This is a genomic window from Pseudenhygromyxa sp. WMMC2535, assembly GCF_011083025.2.
Genome location: NZ_JABJWV010000001.1, coordinates 6,289,953 through 6,307,633, shown reverse-complemented (window position 1 = coordinate 6,307,633; position 17,681 = coordinate 6,289,953). Strand labels below are relative to the sequence as shown.

Below are 17,681 nucleotides of genomic sequence, written 5' to 3'. Positions count from 1 at the left end.
CCCATGAGGCGCTCGAGGATGAGGACTCGAGCGCCGCGAGGATCCCCCCTATTGCGCGATGCTGTTCCGGTACTCTCGCGGGCACATGTTGACGAAGCGTCGAAAGGTCTTCTCGAAGTGGCTGAGATCGCCAAATCCAGTCTCGCTGGCGATGTCCGTAATCCGACGTGGGTGACCGGTGTGCGTGAGTAGCCGCTTGGCCTTCTCGATGCGCAGCCGAGCGAGCAAGGTCTTGAACTTGATGCCCACGGATGACTTGAACAGGTAAGAGAGGTGCGAGTTGCTGAGGTGGGCGCGCTTGCCCAGTATGTTCAGGGTAACCCGCTCCTGGTAGTGCTCGCACATATAGATCAGCGCGCGCTGCAGCCCCTCGTGGAGCCCCTCGAAGCGCGCGTAGTCGCGCTCGGCCATGACCGCGATCCACTCGTCGAGGTCGTTGAAGCTCGGTGGCGCAGACCGCCGGTCCCCGTCCCCCTCCCCGTCTTCGTCTCCGTCTTCGTCCGCCTCCTCGATGAGCAGCTTGCCCGCGTGGCGCTCGACATCGGTGAGGCCGAGCGGGTTGCTCTCGCTCATGACGGCGAGCTGCAAGATCACGCGCTCGAGCTCGAGGACGTTCCCCGGCCAGGTGTAGGCGGTGAGCAGCGTCGAGAGCTCGTCGCTGCAACTTCGGAGAGGGGCGCCCCGCTTCGAGTGCGCCTCGTGGTGCTCATGCAGCACGTGACGGGCGATGTCGACGATGTCGCAGCTGCGACTGCGCAGCGGCGGGATGACGATCTCGAGCACGTCGAGGACCGTGAGCAGCGTGGGCGAGAACTTGCCCTCGCGGTACAGATGGGTGAGGTCCTGGGTGGTAGAGGCGATCAACCGAAGGTTGGCCGTGCCGGAGGTGAGCGGCGAGCCAAACAGCGCAGGCAAGCCAGACATCAGCGCGCGCTGCGTGGCCGGTGTGAGCTCGTCCACCCCGCACAAGAACAGGGTCGCCTGCGCCTCGGCGAGTCGCTCGAGCTTCTCGGCGATGTCCTCGGGACCGAGCGCCGCGCAATTGAGGATCAAGAAGTCCCCCTCGCTAGTGGAGGATCCGCAGTGCAATGCGACAGCGGCGGTCAACACTTCGGTGCCGAACTCGCCGCGGATCACGACCGGCAGCTCGGTCTCGCAGGCCCGCTCGACTTGGTGTTCGACGGCACGCAGCGAGGGGCTGAGCCCGATGAAGGTCTGGGTCACGCCCAGCGTCTCCCGCGACCATCGCCGGACCTCATGACGCTGGATGAGCAGGCCGAGGTCGTCGGCAAAGGCCCGGCAGCGCTCGGCGCTTCGCTTTTTATCGAGCTCCCATCCCCAGCGCACACACAGCTCGCCCATGGGCTGCGCTGCGTAGGTGATCTTCATGCGTGTCTCTCGCGTGTCGCGTTTGAGGTATCGAGCGCCCCCGTCGAGCTCGAGCGTGTCCACGAGCAAGTAGGTCCCGTCTTCGCAACGTTGACAGTGCAAGTCTCCGCGCTCGTCGAGGAGCAGGCTCACAGACTCGGCCTCACACGAGGCGCCGAACTCCCGCAGCACAGAGGCCAAGAGGGACTGGAGGTCGAAGGTCGAGCAGTAGGCCCTACGAGATACGCTCCATCCAGGCGCGCTCGTGCCCCCGCCCCCCCCGGCCATCAACACGTGGCTCTTGCGGTGTATCGACATGGGTCGACCTCGGATCAACCTATCGGAGTCCATTGCGTCAGCTCTCGAAATTTCATCGGGCAAATCCGGGCCACTCGTGGCTGGCATGCCGATGAAGATCTGAATTATAGCGAAACCGCCGGCCCAAACCTGGGGCATGGGGCGCGAGTATGGGCATCTTCGCCATATATGAAGCGGCATCTTTCGCCACGGCACAACCATAGTATCAAACTCATAATCGAGGAAGACGAAATCCACAGCGCTCGAGCCATCCGAGCACGTCCAAACCTCGGACCCGCCGCAGCCCTCGACGCACCCCATCTTCAATTCACAGAATGTCTTGGGCATGGCTCACGCCGCTTCGTCCGGGTTGAAGTCGGGCGATCTCGAGACGAGCGGGCCACCGCGGCACAGATCTAGTGTGCGCGGCAGAGGACTTGAAGGGCCCCAGGCTTGGAGCACCGGCCGCTGACTTCGTTGCTCGTCAGTCATTTGTGCCCGACAAACTCCCTCCTCGCGCCTCGTCAGCAACCGGCGGTCAGGCGCCTGGGACCCTTCAAGTCCTCTGCCGCGCACACTAGATCTGTGATCGGTTTGAAGGCGCGCCGTCAGGTGCGTCTGGGCGGTTCCGTGGCGAGGAGCGAGGCCGAAGCTGTGGTGGACCCACTGCGAGCGCCGAGCGACAACGACCACGGGGCCGCCAAGATGTGCCTGGCGGTGCGAATTCAAACCGGTCGCCGCTCTAGAGCACCGCGCCGCTCCCGTGCATTTTGATGTTGTCCCAGCAGTCAGTGTCACCAGGTTCGAGCGTGGGTGACATGTTTCCCTCACCGAACCATATCCAACCCAACCGATATACACATCTGCACGTGTTTCCCTAAATTTACAAAGACAGATCTCACCGACAATACGACGATTCAATTCACCATCCTAAAAGGCTGGCCCTCCCAGCCCACCCCTACCGCAGATCAATATCAAATATACATAATTAGAGTGCAAGGCATCCAACAACCAACCCGAGGGTCTGCCCCCACCCTGCGCTGGCCTCGCGGACTCGTACACGAGGCGAGCATCTCCAGAAAAATCCACGATCGACAATCAGAGCTTAAACATGACAACGGCTAAACACTCCAGCGATATATCAAGGCAAATCACAGCATTCACCAATCGCGACGTCTTCGCGCGTGTTATCTGGGGTTCATCGCTCGTCACGAGACCCCGGCTCCGCGGACCAAGGCAAGATCACGCATGGAAACTCGACTCAACTTCATCAACAGGTCCGAGGACGGAAACAAGAGCGAGATCGTCATCTTTCAGAAGAACGTCGCTACGAACCTCGAGGAGTTGGACATTGCATGGAAGGTGATTCGCTACTGCGGCCGTGGCTGCAACCACCCCTTCCTCTATCCCCTGGACTTCGAGATCAGCACCAGCGACGACTACGGAAACTACTCTCCCCGGATCCCGGCGAAGGATGGACAGCACTTCACGGTGCTCTCCACCCCCATCGGAGGACGGATGCTGCGACGCGGGCCGGCGGCGAACTCCTCGGTGAGGGACATCGAGGTCACGAACGGCTTGCCGCGAGGGGCGATCAACGTCAACATCTTCCGCGGTGGCAAGATATTGGCGCGCAAGACCGCGGTAGTGCCCGGACAGAAGGCCGTATTTCAATTCCAGCCTACGATCTGGGTCGGTGTGGTCTCGCAGGTGAGGGAGGGGCAGTCGCTGAACTCGGCGGTGATCAGCGACGTGAACACGGAGTTCTCGCTGCTCGGCATCGCGAGCGCGGACATCGTGATGACTGGCGGAGGCTGTGGGACCAGCGCCAAGCGCTACGAATTCGAACTCGAGAACATCGTTCCCTTCTGAGCGAAGGGGGGGAGGCGCCACCCTCGATTTGGCGTGCAGACCGGCAGTGCGGTGCGCTGCGATATCGACAAGGAAAGAGAACGTGGACATTCAGCTCAACTTCATCAATCACTCGAACGACGCCAACAACTCGGAGATCGTCATCTTTCAGAAGAACGTCGCGACGAACTTCGACGAGCTCGCCGTAGCCTGGAAGGTGATCCGCTACTGCGGCCTGGGTGACAACCACCCCTTCACCTATCCCATGACCATGTACGTCTCGGCCAGCGACAGCTATGGGAACTACACTCCGCGGCTGGAGGCAGAGAACGGCCAGCTCTTCAAGATGTCGCTCACCGCCTCCGGCGACACGCTCGGGCAGGCGGGCGCGAGCACGAGCGCGAGCGAGGTGCAGCTCCTCAACGATCTGCCGCGCGGGGCGATCACCGCCAACATCTACAAGGACGGGCGGCTGCTCGCGACCAAGACCTCGATCGCGCCGCAGCAAAAGGCGGTGTTCCAGTTCAAGCCCACGATCTGGATCGGCGTGGTCTCTCAGGTCACCGAGGGCCAGGTGATGAACTCGGCGATCATGTCGGCGGTGAACACCGAGCTCTCGCTGCTCGGCATCGCGAGCGCGGACATCGTGCTCACGGGCGGCGGCCCGGGCCGGCAGTCCAAGCCCTTCGAGTTCAACCTCGAGAACGTCATCATGGCCTGAACGTCGTCGGCGGTGCCCGCCCCCGCGCCGGGGGTGGGCGCCGCCCCCACTTTCCCTCGCCGCGGTGCTCGGAGGTCGTCATGAACGAAATGGTCAAAAGGATCTGGACTGCCCTCGACGGCGCCCTGATCTTCGAAATCACCATCAGCCGCGATCCGAGCGAATCGAGGCCCTCCGTGGTCGAGATCACCTGCACCTCGAGTCCGCTTTGCAAGCCGCAGCTCGTCACGGTCCAGGGCCTACGGCCCACGCCGTTCAACGTGCGCTTCACCTCCGGCTGCTACGCCTCCGGGCATTTTCAGCAAAAGAGCGGCCTGAACATCAACGGCGTCGACAACACGGGGATCTTCGCCGACATGCACTTCGGCATCAACGGCCTCTACGACAGGACCCACTTCGAGGGGATGATGGTCGTATGCCCCAGCCGCCGGGGTCACGAGCCGGTCTGGCCGCCGCCGCCCGACGAGCCCACGGACTCGGAGATCCCCGCGCTGCGTGATCCAACGGAGCCCGGCAGCCCGATCCCGATCGTCTCGAGCGAACCCGGCGAGCTCTTCACCTACGTCTACGTGCGACGCTGGCCGCGAGTCAGCGAGGAAGCGCTCGCGTACGCCTTCATCGAATACCGCGAGAGCAGCCCGCCAGCGAGCGGCTTCTACCAGGACCTGGTCGTGGCCAGCAGCGTGGGTCGGCGTCCCGCCGAGGCCCTCGCGCTCGCCTTCATCGACGGCGCCCCGCCCTACGCCGGCGTGTTCGTCTCGAGCATGGGGGAGCTCAGCGGACCGGTGCGCGACTTCGCTACGCTCGCGGATCGAGTACGACGCTCACCCTCGGGATCGGAGCGCCGGCTCGCGCAGCTCGAGCCGCTCCTCACCGAGCTGTTCGCTCGCTACGACGACGCGCCGGCCTATCTCGAGAGCGCCAGCTACCGCGCCGAGCTCGATCGGATCTGGCAGAGCTACTTCGCGCTGGTCGTGATCCTCGGCTACGACGAGTCGCTGCTCATCGACCTCGTCGAGACGCTGTGGCTGGCCCACCTGATCCAGCGATCCCTGACGACGAACGCCGAGGGCGAGCTGGTCGTCAGCGAGCTGAGCCCCGAACAGCTCGTCGAGCTCGCCAACGCCACGATCATCCTCCCGCGCGAGGTCTTCCCGCTGCCGCCGGCGGAGGGCGGCCAGGCCTCGGCGTCCCGCGCGGGCGAGCGCGGGTGGATCGAGCCCTACGCCATCGGCGACCTGCAGATGGTCCGTCAGCGGCTGCGACGCTATGCCGCCGGCGAGATCGCCCGCGTCGAGAACGTGATGCGAGGCGAGCGACGCGAGAGCTCTCGCCGCCAAACCCACCGCCAGGTCGAGCTCCGCGAGCAGCGAGGTGACGAGGAGCAGGTCGTCGAGAACGAGGATGGCGACGAGCGCTCGAGCCTGCTCGAAGAGACGCTCAGGACCCTGGGCGAGCGCTCGCAAACCAACGAGTACAACGACTTCAATGCCAACTACGGCCCGCCGACGCAGGGCACGTTCAACGGCAGCTGGACGCGGACGGAGACGGCGTTGAAGCCGGAGTTGGAAGATATCACCCGCTTCGCCCGCGAAGTCCTCAACAAGACCGTCAGCCGCATCAGTCGCCGCGTCGGCGTCGTTCGGACGAGCAGCACGATGAGCCAGGTCGAGGAGGTCGCGTCCAGCGTGATCGACAACAGCACCGGCGACACCAACCTGCGCGCCGTCTTTCGCTGGCTCGACAAGGTCTACGAGGCCTACGTCGTCAATTACGGGAACCGGCTGATGATGGAATTCTTCGTCCGCCACCCGGCCACACGAACGATCGCTCAGGAGGCCGCGCTGGCTGGGCGGTGGATGGTCCGCCCGCCGCCGCCGCCGGAGCTCGGCATATTCTCCTTCGAGGACATCGATCGCAGCAACTACGCCAGGCTCTGCGCCCGCTACGGGGTCACCGAGCTCGAGCCGCCGCCGCTCACGGAGAAATTCGTGACGGCGACGCTCAGCGCCGGCCAGCATCAGCTGATCGTCGTGCCTGCCGGCTACCGCACCGTCGAGGCGAGCGTGAGCGTGGTGACGACGCCTCCGGGCCAGGCGCCGCCGCAGGTCATGGTCGGGCTGCAGACCTTCGACGCGAACGGAGCCCAAGCCTCGCTGAAGCCCTACGGCGACGACTCGACGCTCCCCGTCTCCGTCGCCGGCGTCGAGCCCAGCCTCTCGCCGCCTTCGGAGCTCCAGGCCCAAGTCAACGTCGAGGTCCGCTGCGAGCCCTCGGCGCGGACGATGGACGAGTGGCGCATCGCCACCTACGGGGCCGTCATCAAGGCCTATCACGCGCAGGCGGAGCGCTACTTCGACACCGCCGGGGTCGACGAGCGCGTCGCTCCCCGCTCCCCCCTCGCCAACCGCCAGCTCGAGCAGCGCGAACTCAAGGACGCGTGCATGGGCCTCCTGCTCGAGCGCGCCATGGCCCTGACCGGCGTCGGCGCGCCCGGACCCTCGACGCCCTCCTCTGCGCCCCGAGGACCGGACACGAGCTCGCCTCCGGCCTACGTCGTCGACGAGCCGCGCTATCTACAGTTCCTCGATCAGGCCCTCGAGTGGAGCGAGATGGCCTACCACTTCCACGTCAGCCCGCGCCTGGTCCGCGACCCGCATGGGCGGGCGGCCACGACCGCCGAGGATGATCCGCTCTTCACCAGCTTCCTGCAGGCGGAGCAGGCCCGAGTCCTGGTGCCCGTGAGCCCCGATCGGGTCATGGCCTTTCTCTACTTTTTTTCCGCCGGGATGATCTGGGACAGCGGTGATCGAAGGGTCCCCGCCCTCGACGACGAAGTCGCCCTGATCAACGATCTCAAACACAGGGCCCTCGAGGGCGAGGTCGAGCGCCGCGTCGGCCCGAGCTGGGAGATCGTCGTGCCGACCTCCATGCAGATCCTCGACGAGGACGCGGCGGTGCTCCCTCGTCTCGCCGCACCACTGGAGGACCTGTGATCGGCGAGAACCCGTGGCGACTCGGCTTCGTCCCACCGGGCTGGGGCGAGGTGCCCGTTGGCGCGCTGATGGCCTTCGCCGGCACCCTCGGCCCGCCCAACCCGGAGACGGCCAGTCCGCCCTGGCAGGCCAGCAGCCCTCCGGGCGACGAGGCCGGTCACGTGACCGAGAACCTCGAGGCCTGGGGCTGGATGCTCTGCGACGGGCGCGAGCTGAGCACCCAGCAGTACCCGGAGCTCTTCGCCGTGCTCGGCCACATCTACGGCGGCTCGGGAGGCAGCTTCTGCATCCCCGACTACCGCGGCAGCTTCTGGCGGGGGGTCGACGCGGGCGCCAGCGTCGACCCGGACATCGGCGAGCGGACGGCGGCACCCGGCGGGACGCAAGAGGGCGTGGGCTCGCAGCAGCCATGCGCGCTGCAGACTCACGAGCACACCTACATCACGGCGCCCACGACCGCCTCGCCCGCGGGCGACGACACCGTGGCAGCGGTCTCCGGCAGCAACGCGTGGACCGGAACGCCGACCAGCGATCAGAAGTCGCCGCCGGGGGTCGTCCTGGTCAGCGACCACGAGACTCGCCCCTCGAACATCTATGTCAACTACATCATCAAGTTCACCATGGGCCTTCGGTCCGTGGGCTGGTGATCGCTGAGACCAATTTTAGGAGAGATCCAATGCCGTACACCAACGTCCAATTCATCGCCTTCACCATCGACACCGCGCCGCTCGAGAACAAGGACGGCAGCTCGACCTACCTGGGCCTGCAGGACCCCCAACAGGACATCCAGGCGCGCTGCGAGCTGATGGCTCGCGCGATGCAGACCGCCTTGGACAACCTACCGACGAGCTCACCGCCGGAGGCGCCGGGCACCACGCTGAAGGTGTTCTTGGCCCCGGAGTTCTTCTTTCGCGGCTCGACGGGCGCCTACGAGATGGACGACGTCCAGTACGCGATCGCCCAGGTCCAGGCGCTGGCCGCCGACGCGCAGTGGCAAGACTGGGTGTTCGGCTTCGGCTCCATCCTCGGTCACTCCTCGCCGCACCTCGACACGCCGCCCTACGACATCGACCCCAACGCCGACAAGGAGGTCTACAACTTCACGCTGATCCAAGACGGCGGACCCGGCTCGAGCGGGGACCAGGGGGCGCGCGTGGTCATGAAGGAGCTGATGTCGGGCGTCGACTTCATCGCCGACAAGGCCACCGGCGAGGGCATGCTGCTGGCCAACGTCGACCACATGGAGCCCGCCGGCGCCGGCTCGGCCCGGCAGGAGCAGCAGGTCGTCAACTACGACGGCGCCGGGATCTTCGACCTCGCGGGCATCACCTGGGGCGTGGAGATCTGCCTCGATCACTCGGAGGACGTGAGCCGACTGAAGCAGTCGCCACAGGTCTACCCGGGTTCGCCCGAGGTCCAGCTCCAGCTCGTCCCTTCCTGCGGCATGGACATCCAAAAGGACAGCGTGATCACGATGAGCGGGGGCTACGTGTTCAACTGCGACGGACAAAGCGGAGGCAGCTCGGCGCTGGCGAAGGTCGCCGACGTGGACCCGGTCGACCTCGACGACATCAACAGCAGCTCGAGTCACCCCGTCGACGACGCGGACATCGTCCTCGGCGACGTGTCGCCGCCGCAGATCGTGCCGATCGCCGACCTCTACCAAGACGGAGCCGGGGAGGTCGTCATCTATCCCAGCCAGGTGCTGCCGGCGGCGGCCACGGTCGAGGGCTCGCTGCTTCAGCTGCATTGGCCGGCGAGCAAGGACTACCGCTTCGACTTCGATCTGATCTACGACGCCAACGGCGAGTACCAGACCTTGCTGTGCGCGCCGGTGAGCGGGAAGACCAACTTCTACGGCAACAAGTACTTCCTGCCCCTCGACATGGTGACCTGGTCGAAGGACGCGATCGCTCGCAAGAGCAAGACCCCCGACGTCGAGATCGCCGTCAAGCTGGTCGCGGGCACGGGCGGCTACGACTACGGCGTGTGGTGCAAGATCGAGGTCCCGGACTTCAACTTCGAGGGCGTGGCCTTCGAGTTCAACGACAGCGCCACAGACCCCCCGCCCCAGACGATCTGGTAGGCCGACGAGCAACGAGGAACGTCCGATGTCACTTCGCTCCGCCAGGGTCCTCGTCGGCGTGCACGCGAGCTCGGGCTCGTCGGCGGCGAACGAGACGCTGCTGGCGCTGCACGAGGTCACGGCGGCGCCCTTCGAGGCGACTCTGCTGATTGATCTGCCGCCCGACGAGGGGCCGGCCCTCGCTGGCGTGGCTGGGCCGAGGCGACTCGCTATCGCGCCTCCCGGTGGGGCGCCGGCAGCCTTCAACCACCTCGTCACCCAGCCCGCCGAGGTCTACGTCTTCCTCGAGGAAGGCGCGCGACCAACCCCGGGCTGGCTCACCCGGCTGCTGCGCGGGCTCGACGAGGACCCGAGCAACGGCCTCGCGGGGCCGTCCACAAACCGCTGCTGGAACGAGCAGCGCGCAGTCTCGAGCCGCGGTGCAGGAGCGCAAGAGCTCGAGCTCCAGGCCGAGTCTCTAGCCCGGCGCTTCGGCGACGCCACACGCTCGATGGCGCCGCTCCACAGCCTCTCGGACTTTTGCCTGGCGGTGCGCCGGGAGGTCGTCGCGGCGATCGGAGCGGCGGACACGGCCTACGGGCGCGGGCCCTGCTGGGAAATGGACTACGCCGCGCGGGCGGCGAGGGCCGGTTTTCGCAGCGTCTGGGTGCAGGCCGCCTTCGTGCATCGCAGCCCGCCGCCGGCCTCGCGCCTGGCCGCGGAGCGCGGGCTCTTCGACACCAACAAGGGGCTCTATCAGGATCGCTTCTGCGGCAAGCGGGCGACGCCCGCCGGCCGGGAGGCGCCCTACCACGAGCACTGCCGCGGGGAGGACTGCGCCGACTTCGCCCCGCTCGCCTCACTGCGCCTCCGCCTGCCCTTGCCAGCGCCCGCGAAGATCGAGACGGTTCGTGGCGAGCAGCCGCTGGTCAGCTGCGTCATGCCCACCCGCGGTCGGCCCGAGTTCGTCACCCAGTCGCTGGTCTACTTCCGCCGTCAAGACTACCCGCACCGCGAGCTGATCATCGTCCACGAGGATGACGCCGACCTCCCCGCGGGGATCGACGGCCCGAGGGTGCGAACGCTGGCGACCGACGAGCGCAGCATCGGCGGCAAGCGCAACGCCGGGGCCGAGCTCGCGCGCGGCGAGCTGATCGCTCACTGGGACGACGACGACTGGTACGGGGATCAGCGCCTCAGCCGGCAAGCGGCGCCGATCCTCAGCGGCGCGGCGGACATGAGCGGGCTCAACGACATGCTCTTCATGGTCATCCGCGACGCGGAATTTTGGTCTGTGACTCGCGCACTCTTTCGCAACCTCTTCCTCGAGAACGTCGCCGGGGGCACACTGATGTTCCGTCGCGAGCTCTGGGAGCGCGCCGGCCCCTACCCCTCGACCTCGATGCGCGAGGACGCGGAGTTCATGGCCGGGGCGATGAGCGCGGGCGCGCGCCTGTGTCGCCTGGGCGGCCGCGAGCTGTGCGTCTACGTCCGCCACGGGCACAACACCTGGCGCTTTCGTGAAGGCTACTACCTGCAACGCTCGGGCTGGTCGCGGGTGGCCGAGCCCGAGTTCCTGGCCCGTGATCGCGACTTCTACCTCGCCCGCGCGACGCGAGCGAAGGCGCCGAAGCTGCGCTCGGCGGAGCCGCTGGTCAGCTGCATCATGCCGACGGCCGATCGTCGGAGCTTCGTGCCGCGGGCGATCCGTCAATTTCTGGCCCAGAGCCACCGCGAGCGCGAGCTGCTGGTGATCGACGACGGCCGCGACTGCGTCGCCGACCTGATCCCCAAGCACGAGGCGATCCGCTACGAGCGCCTCGATCACCGCCTGACCCTCGGCGAGAAGCGCAACATCGCCTGCGAGCTCGCTCGCGGCGAGCTCATCGCCCACTGGGACGACGACGACTGGATGGCGCCGCAGTGGCTCGAGTCCCAGGTCGCCACGCTGCGCGAGCAGGGCGCGGAGCTCTGCGGCCTCGATCAGCTCTACTTCTACTCCCCGGGGACACGTCAGGCCTGGCGCTACGTCTACCGCGGCCTCGAGCCCTGGGTCTGTGGTGGCACGCTCTGCTACACCCGCGAGCTGTGGCAGCGGATCCGCTTCCCGCGGATCAACGTGGGCGAGGACAACGCCTTCGTGTGGAGCCGGCAGCCAAAGCGACTCGCGGTCAACGGGCGTAGTGACCTCTACGTGGCGATGGTCCACTCGGCCAACACCAGCCCCAAGGTCGTCGACGGCCGGAGCTGGACCAGCGTCCCGACCGCGCAGGTGGAGCGGCTGATGCTCTCGCCGGCGGTGGCCGCGACGCGAGCGCGTCGGGTGGGACCGTGATCCGCGACGAAGCGCGGACGAGGTCACGGGTCCCTTCGGCGAGCTTCGGAGACTACCCTCGATGGATCAGACCTTCGCCCGAGCAATCGACACAATCACTTGCTAAGTCTGTCGACACAATGAGGACATGAGGAGGAAGCATGCGATTCAGCAGCAGCGAGAAGAGTAGTGCGGACGCGGCCTTCACCGCGCTGCCGAGTAGTCAGCGCGAAAACATGCAGCAGAGCTCGGTGAGGCTCACGAACGGGACCTTCACCGGCTCGGGCGTGCTGGTGCTCGACTCCGACGGCGCACCGGGGATCCTGACCGCCAAGCACAATCTGTGGGTCAAGGGCGACATTCCTGAGCCGGGAGAGTGGGACTCGAACCAGGTCGAGCGCCTGAGCGCAGACTTCCTGACCAACCTCGACGTCGGCTATGGGCCTTTCAATGGCGCGAATCCGACTTCGACCCAGCGCCTGAGCGAGAGCAGCGCCGACATCGAGTTTCGCGCTGGCTACGGCAGCTGGGACTACGATCTCATGCTCATCACCTTCAAGACAAGCTCACTGCTTTGCGACTACATCAGGGCGAGCCCGCTCAACCGGATCGCCTATGACAAGAAGGACAGCGCCTTTTACAATCAGGGGAAGGCGGGAACCAAGGTCTACGTGACCGGCTTCGGGAATCAGGAGAATCAGCAGGGTAGTTCGCCCTCGCTCGATCACCCCTTTCAGGTCCGCGACTCCACGGTGAGTTCGCTCGTCGAGGGGGTCGAGCGCAACCCCGCGCCCCCACCGAAGAACTACAACAACGACGTGCTGATCATCGCCGCCTCCAACGTCTCGAGCACCGCCCCCGGAGACTCGGGCGGGCCCGTGTTCACGGTCTACAAAAACCAGGTCAAGCTGCTCGGAGCCACGCTCGGGGCCAATTTTTATACCGACAAGCTCGACCCCGAGGACAACGACAACATCGACAACAACGCCGCGACCTATATCTGGTACAGCGGCCAATCCTTCCTGGCAAGCGAGTATCAATCATGACGACACCAAACCTAATCAACGCTCCAACTCCGGATCTAACCCAGGGCTTCGACCGCTTCGGCCCCGTCTCCGCGCAGATGGCCAAGTCCGCCGTCAGCGAGGGCTACGCCTTCGTGGTCCGCTACGTCAACAACCTGAGCACACAGGAGATCGCCGATATCCTCGGCGCCGGGCTCGCGCTGATGCTGGTCCAGCAGGCGCCCTCGGCCTATGCCTCCTCCAGCGCCGGAAGCAGCGACGGTCAGGAGGCGGCCCGCCTCGCGCAGAGCCTCGCCGTCCCCCCGGGCATGTGCATCTTCGTCGACGTCGAAAACACCGCCAACAACACCAAGGCCGAGGTCACGAGCTATCTGCGAGGTTGGAGTTCGGCGGTCAGCGAGACCGGCTATGTGCCCGGCATCTACGTCGGTACGACGATGTTCACGGCGCAGGAGCTCTACGAAGACTTCGGCTTCGAGCACTATTGGAAGGCCGGCTCGCCAGCGAACACGCCCTTCGTCTACAAGCGCGGCTACCAGCTCTACCAGGTCGGCTCGGGACAGATCGCCGGCTTCGACGTGGACTTCGACCTCGCGCAGACCGACCTGCTAGGTGGCAGGTTGATGTGGCTGACCAGCGGCTGACGCCGCAGCCGACGAGGACGACAACTGGCTCGGCTGATAGGAAATCTCGTCAGGTGCGGGGAAAAATACAGACTCTCAGAGCTCACGGACGATCCGCGAACCCAGGGCCATGCACAGCGCGCCCAGGCCGAGCAGCGCCAGGCAGGGCCCCGCGACCTCCACGAGCCCAGCCCCGCGCCAGACCGCGCCCTCGATCGCCCGCAGCCCCCACGCGACCGGGCTCGCCCAGGCGACCGCCTGCAGCCAGGGGGGCATCATGAAGAGCGGCAGCATGCCCCCGCCGAGCATCGCCATGGCCATGAGGATTGCCCAGGCCATGCCCGCCGCCGAGGCCGTCTTGCGACCGATGGCCGCGAGCAGGGTCATCACGCCGACGAAGCCGAGGCTCGTGCAGCCCAGGGCCATGGTCAGCAGGCCCCAACTCTGCGGTCGCACGCCAAAGCCGAGCACGGCCACGGCCATGAGCACCACCTGCATGGCGGTGATCGCCAGCAGGCAGGCCAGGCCCTTGCCGGCGAGGATCTCGTAGCGGCGCAGGGGGGCCACGGCCAGGCGCTGCAGGGTCCCGCGCAGGCGCTCGTTGACCAGGCTCAGGGCGAAGGTCGCCGCGCAGGCGAGCACGGCCCAGATGATCCCCTGAGGGAAGGTCACCGCGTAGGGGCTGGGCGGGCGCGCGTGGCTCGGGTCGCCCGCAGCGGCGCCCTCGGGCCCCGCCAGGACCTCGCGCGAGAGGGTCAGCGGGGCCGCTCGTCCGCCGCTTCGCCAGGCCGCGAGCTCGACCGCGGACTCGAGCAGCTCGGCCTCGCTGGCCCGGCGCGGATCCACGACCACGCGCACGCCGAGGCCCTCGCTGGTGTCGCTGGTATCGTCGCTGGCCGCATGGACCTGGACGTAGGCCGGCGCCGCGCCCTCGCGGACCGCCTCGCGGGCCTCGGCCAGCGTCCGCGCCTCGAGGCGAACCCGCGGGTGCGCGTCGAGGGCCTCGGCCAGCGCCTCGCTGCGGGCGTCTGCGCGCTCGTCGACGAAGCCCACGACCATCGCGCCCTGGCTCCCCTCCCCCTGGCCCCCCTCCCCCTGGCCCCCGCTCTCGCCGCCCGTCAGCGCGCCAAAGCCCGGGCCGAGGGCGCCAAAGAAGCAGGCCAGGATCAGCGGCCACGCGAAGGTCAAGAACAGCGCCCCGCGGTCCCGCGCGAGCAGGCGCAGATCCTTGACCGCCAGCGCCCAGATCGCCCGCAGTCCAGCCATCAGTCGCGCAGGCTCCTGCCGGTGAGCTCGAGGAAGACGCGCTCGAGATCGGGGCGCTCGACGTAGAAGCTCAGCGGCGCCGGGCGACCCGCGGCCTCGAGCTCGGCGCACAGCGCGGCCAGGCTGGCGGCGGGGGTCGACGTGGCCACGCGCCGCGGGTCGGTCTCGTCGGCGAGCTCGACCACCAAGGTGGGCGCGCCGGCGTGGGCCTCGAGCAGCGCGGGGGTGCGGTCGATAGCCAGCAGCCGCCCGTGATCGAGGACGCCCACGCGATCGCACAGGCGCTGGGCCTCCTCCATGTAGTGCGTGGTGTAGAGCACCGTCACGCCGCGCTCGCGCAAGCTCGCGACCTTGTCGAGCAGCAGGTTGCGCGACTGGGGATCGACGCCCACCGTGGGCTCGTCGAGGAGCAGCAGCTCGGGCTGATGGACCAGGGCCGCGGCCAGGTTCAGGCGCCGCGCCATGCCACCCGAGTAGGTCTTGGCGCGCTCGTCTCGGCGATCCTGGAGGCCCACGAAGTCCAGGGCCCAGTCGACGCGCTCGGCGAGCTCGGCCCCGGCCAGGCCGTAGAGCCCCGCGAAGAAGCGCAGGTTCTCCGCCCCAGTGAGCTGGTCGTAGATCGCCAGGGACTGCGGCGCCAAGCCCACCTTTCGGCGCACGCTCGGCGTCGTCGGCGACCCCCACTCGCCCAGGCGGACCTCGCCGCCGTCGGCCGCGAGCAAGCCCACGGCCAGCGAGCACAGCGTGGTCTTGCCGGCGCCGTTGGGCCCGAGCAGGCCAAAGATCTCACCGCGCTCGAGGGTCAGCGTCACCCCATCCAGGGCGACGCGCTCCCCGTAGCGTTTGCGCAGATCCCGGAGCTCGAGCACGGCGCAGATGATAGTCGAGGACCCGCGCCCTGAAAGCCCAGCGCGCCCGGTCGTGACGGGTTTCACCGCGGGCGCCCAGCTGGCATGGTGGCGCCCACATGGCCCGACCTTCGCTTCGCCTCCTCCCGCTGTGTTCACTCGCTTTGCTGTCGATCGCGGCCTGCAAGCGCGATCGAGACGCTCAGTCCCCTGGCGGCGCGGGCGAAGCTCCCAGCGCCGGCGTCGACGAGCTGGTCTCGTCCATGGACACGAGCGCCGACCCCTGCGTCGACTTCTATCAGTACGCCTGCGGCGGCTGGCTGGCCCAAAACCCCCGCCCCGCCGACAAGTCACGCTACGGGCGCAGCTTCAACACCGTCCAGGACCGCAACGAGGCGATCCTCCGCGAGCTGCTCGAGCAGGCCGCCGAGGACTCCGCCGCGGGAGAGGCCGAGCCGACCACGCAAAAGCTCGGCGACTACTACCGCGCCTGCACCGACATGGCGGCCCGCGACGCCGCCGGCCTCGGCCCCGTCGAGGCGCTGCTCGCCAAGATCGACGGCGTCGCCGACAAGGCCCAGCTGATGACCGTGCTCGGGGAGCTCCACGCCGGCCCCTGGGGTCGCGTGGGCTGGCTGGGCATGGCCGCGGATCCGCCCCTGTTCGGGATCGGCGTCGACGCGGACTACAAGGAGGCCCCCGATCGCTACATGGCGATCGCCACGCAGTCCGGCCTCGGGCTGCCCAGCCGCGACATGTACCTCCCGCCCGAGGGCGAGGCCGGCGAGGGCGGGCGGGCGCTGCTCGCCGCCTATGAGGCCCACATTGCCAAGATGCTCGTCCTCGGCGGCGCCGACGAGGCCGCCGCCGTCCAGCAGGCCAAGGCCGTGCTGGCGATCGAGACCGAGCTGGCGCGCGCGTCCATGACCCCCGTGGCGCTGCGCGACGACGAGGCCAACTATCACAAGGAGGGCTTCGAGGGCCTGAAGACCCGGGCCCAGGGCCTCGACTGGGCGGCCTACTTCGCCGCCGCCGGCCTGCCTCAGACCGCCGAGCTCAACATCCGCACGCCCGAGTTCTTCACGGCCATGGCCGCGCTGGTCCAGGCCAAGCCGCTGCCCGAGCTCCAGGCCTACCTGCGCTGGATGCTGCTCCACGCCGCCGCCCCCGACCTCGACAGCCGCTTCGACGCCCTCAACTTCGAGCTCGTGCAGCTCGTCACCGGCGTCGAGGCTCAAGAGCCGCTCGAGCGCCGCTGCACCGACGGCCTGATGTTCGCATTCCCCGACCTGATCGGCCCGCGCTATGTCGAGCGCGCCTTCCCGGGGGAGAGCAAGGCGATCGCCGACGACATGGTCAACCGGATCAACGCCGCGATGGAGGCCAGCTTCCCCACGCTGGCGTGGATGGACGACACCACCCGGGGCCGCGCCGCCGACAAGATCGCCAAGATGACCCGCAAGATCGGCTACCCCGACAGCTGGCGCGACTACGCCGAGGTCACGATCACCCCGGACGTCCACTACGCCAACGTCCTCGCCGAGAAGTCCGAGGTCGCCCGCCGCGACGCCGCCAAGATCGGCCAGCCCGTCGACCGCAGCGAGTGGCACATGCCCACGCCCCTGGTCAACGCCTACTACAACCCGACAAACAACGAGATCGTGTTCCCGGCCGGCATCCTCCAGCCGCCCTTCTTCGACGCCGACGCGCCCATGGTCATGAACTTCGGCGGCATCGGGGCCGTCGCCGGCCACGAGCTGACCCACGGCTTCGACGACGAGGGCCGCAAGTACGACGCCTCCGGCAAGCTGACCCAGTGGTGGTCGCCGGCGGTCTCCGAGGCCTTCGAGGAGCGCGTGGCCTGCGTGGTCGACCAGTACTCGAGCTATGAGATCGCCCCGCAAAAGCCGCTCAACGGCGAGCTGACCGCGGGCGAGAACATCGCCGACATCGGCGGCGTGAAGGAGGCCTACGTCGCCTACCACCAGTGGGCCGCCGAGCAGGGTGAGGCCGCGGCGACGCCGGTGGCCGAGGGCATGACCAACGACCAGGTGTTCTTCGTGGCCTGGGCGCAAAATTGGTGCATGCAGATCGCCGAGCCCGAGGCCGAGCGCCGGCGGCTGATCGATCCCCACTCCCCCGGCAAGTTCCGCGCCGTCGGGCCGCTGGTCGACCTCCCCGCCTTCGCCGAGGCCTTCACCTGCGAGGTCGGCACGCCGATGAACCCCGCGGATCGCTGCGAGATCTGGTGAGCGCGTCGGCGCCTCGCTGAGCCCGGCCAACAAAAGAGAAGCGGCGCGACCCCGA

12 protein-coding genes are annotated in these 17,681 nt (G+C 67.5%); 9 read left to right on the top strand and 3 right to left on the bottom strand.

Features of this window, described 5'->3' with window-relative positions; all coding sequences use genetic code 11:
- Window positions 1-48 precede the first annotated feature (48 nt).
- Window positions 49-1,686 carry an AraC family transcriptional regulator gene (locus G6O69_RS24420; RefSeq protein ID WP_172305920.1) on the bottom strand — a complete coding sequence of 546 codons (1,638 nt, stop codon included), beginning with the start codon at window positions 1,684-1,686 and terminating at the stop codon, window positions 49-51.
- A 1,227-nt stretch (window positions 1,687-2,913) separates the two neighbouring features.
- Here G6O69_RS24420 and G6O69_RS24415 point away from each other — a divergent pair.
- From G6O69_RS24415 to G6O69_RS24380, 8 genes are all read left to right on the top strand, one after another.
- On the top strand, window positions 2,914-3,537 hold the full coding sequence (locus G6O69_RS24415) for a hypothetical protein (protein WP_172305919.1): 624 nt from the start codon (window positions 2,914-2,916) through the stop codon (window positions 3,535-3,537).
- Window positions 3,538-3,619: 82 nt separating this feature from the next.
- The gene (locus G6O69_RS24410) at window positions 3,620-4,237 is read left to right on the top strand and encodes a hypothetical protein (protein ID WP_172305918.1); all 618 of its coding nucleotides are present in this window, start codon (window positions 3,620-3,622) and stop codon (window positions 4,235-4,237) included.
- 80 nt (window positions 4,238-4,317) lie between these two features.
- Window positions 4,318-7,233: a hypothetical protein gene (locus tag G6O69_RS24405; RefSeq protein WP_217909903.1), complete on the top strand. Its 2,916-nt coding sequence runs from the start codon at window positions 4,318-4,320 to the stop codon at window positions 7,231-7,233.
- On the top strand, window positions 7,230-7,880 hold the full coding sequence (locus G6O69_RS24400) for a tail fiber protein (protein WP_217909902.1): 651 nt from the start codon (window positions 7,230-7,232) through the stop codon (window positions 7,878-7,880). The genes G6O69_RS24405 and G6O69_RS24400 overlap by 4 nt, the downstream gene beginning before the upstream one ends.
- Window positions 7,881-7,909: 29 nt before the next feature.
- Window positions 7,910-9,319, top strand: a complete 1,410-nt coding sequence (locus G6O69_RS24395) for a hypothetical protein (protein ID WP_172305917.1) — start codon at window positions 7,910-7,912, stop codon at window positions 9,317-9,319.
- A 25-nt stretch (window positions 9,320-9,344) separates the two neighbouring features.
- Window positions 9,345-11,633, top strand: a complete 2,289-nt coding sequence (locus G6O69_RS24390; protein ID WP_172305916.1) for a glycosyltransferase family 2 protein — start codon at window positions 9,345-9,347, stop codon at window positions 11,631-11,633.
- A gap of 140 nt (window positions 11,634-11,773) precedes the next feature.
- Window positions 11,774-12,658: a trypsin-like serine protease gene (locus G6O69_RS24385; protein ID WP_172305915.1), complete on the top strand. Its 885-nt coding sequence runs from the start codon at window positions 11,774-11,776 to the stop codon at window positions 12,656-12,658.
- Window positions 12,655-13,281 (top strand): glycoside hydrolase domain-containing protein, encoded by a 627-nt coding sequence (locus G6O69_RS24380; RefSeq protein WP_172305914.1) that lies wholly within the window; start codon window positions 12,655-12,657, stop codon window positions 13,279-13,281. Before G6O69_RS24385 ends, G6O69_RS24380 begins: the two co-directional genes overlap by 4 nt.
- A 75-nt stretch (window positions 13,282-13,356) precedes the next feature.
- Here the strand turns inward: G6O69_RS24380 and G6O69_RS24375 are convergent, their stop codons facing one another.
- Window positions 13,357-14,526 (bottom strand): ABC transporter permease, encoded by a 1,170-nt coding sequence (locus G6O69_RS24375; protein WP_172305913.1) that lies wholly within the window; start codon window positions 14,524-14,526, stop codon window positions 13,357-13,359.
- Window positions 14,526-15,395 carry an ABC transporter ATP-binding protein gene (locus G6O69_RS24370; RefSeq protein WP_172305912.1) on the bottom strand — a complete coding sequence of 290 codons (870 nt, stop codon included), beginning with the start codon at window positions 15,393-15,395 and terminating at the stop codon, window positions 14,526-14,528. Before G6O69_RS24370 ends, G6O69_RS24375 begins: the two co-directional genes overlap by 1 nt.
- A gap of 98 nt (window positions 15,396-15,493) precedes the next feature.
- Between G6O69_RS24370 and G6O69_RS24365 the strand changes: the two genes are divergently transcribed.
- Complete coding sequence (locus G6O69_RS24365) at window positions 15,494-17,626, top strand: M13 family metallopeptidase (RefSeq protein WP_172305911.1); 2,133 nt, start codon at window positions 15,494-15,496, stop codon at window positions 17,624-17,626.
- Window positions 17,627-17,681: the final 55 nt, after the last annotated feature.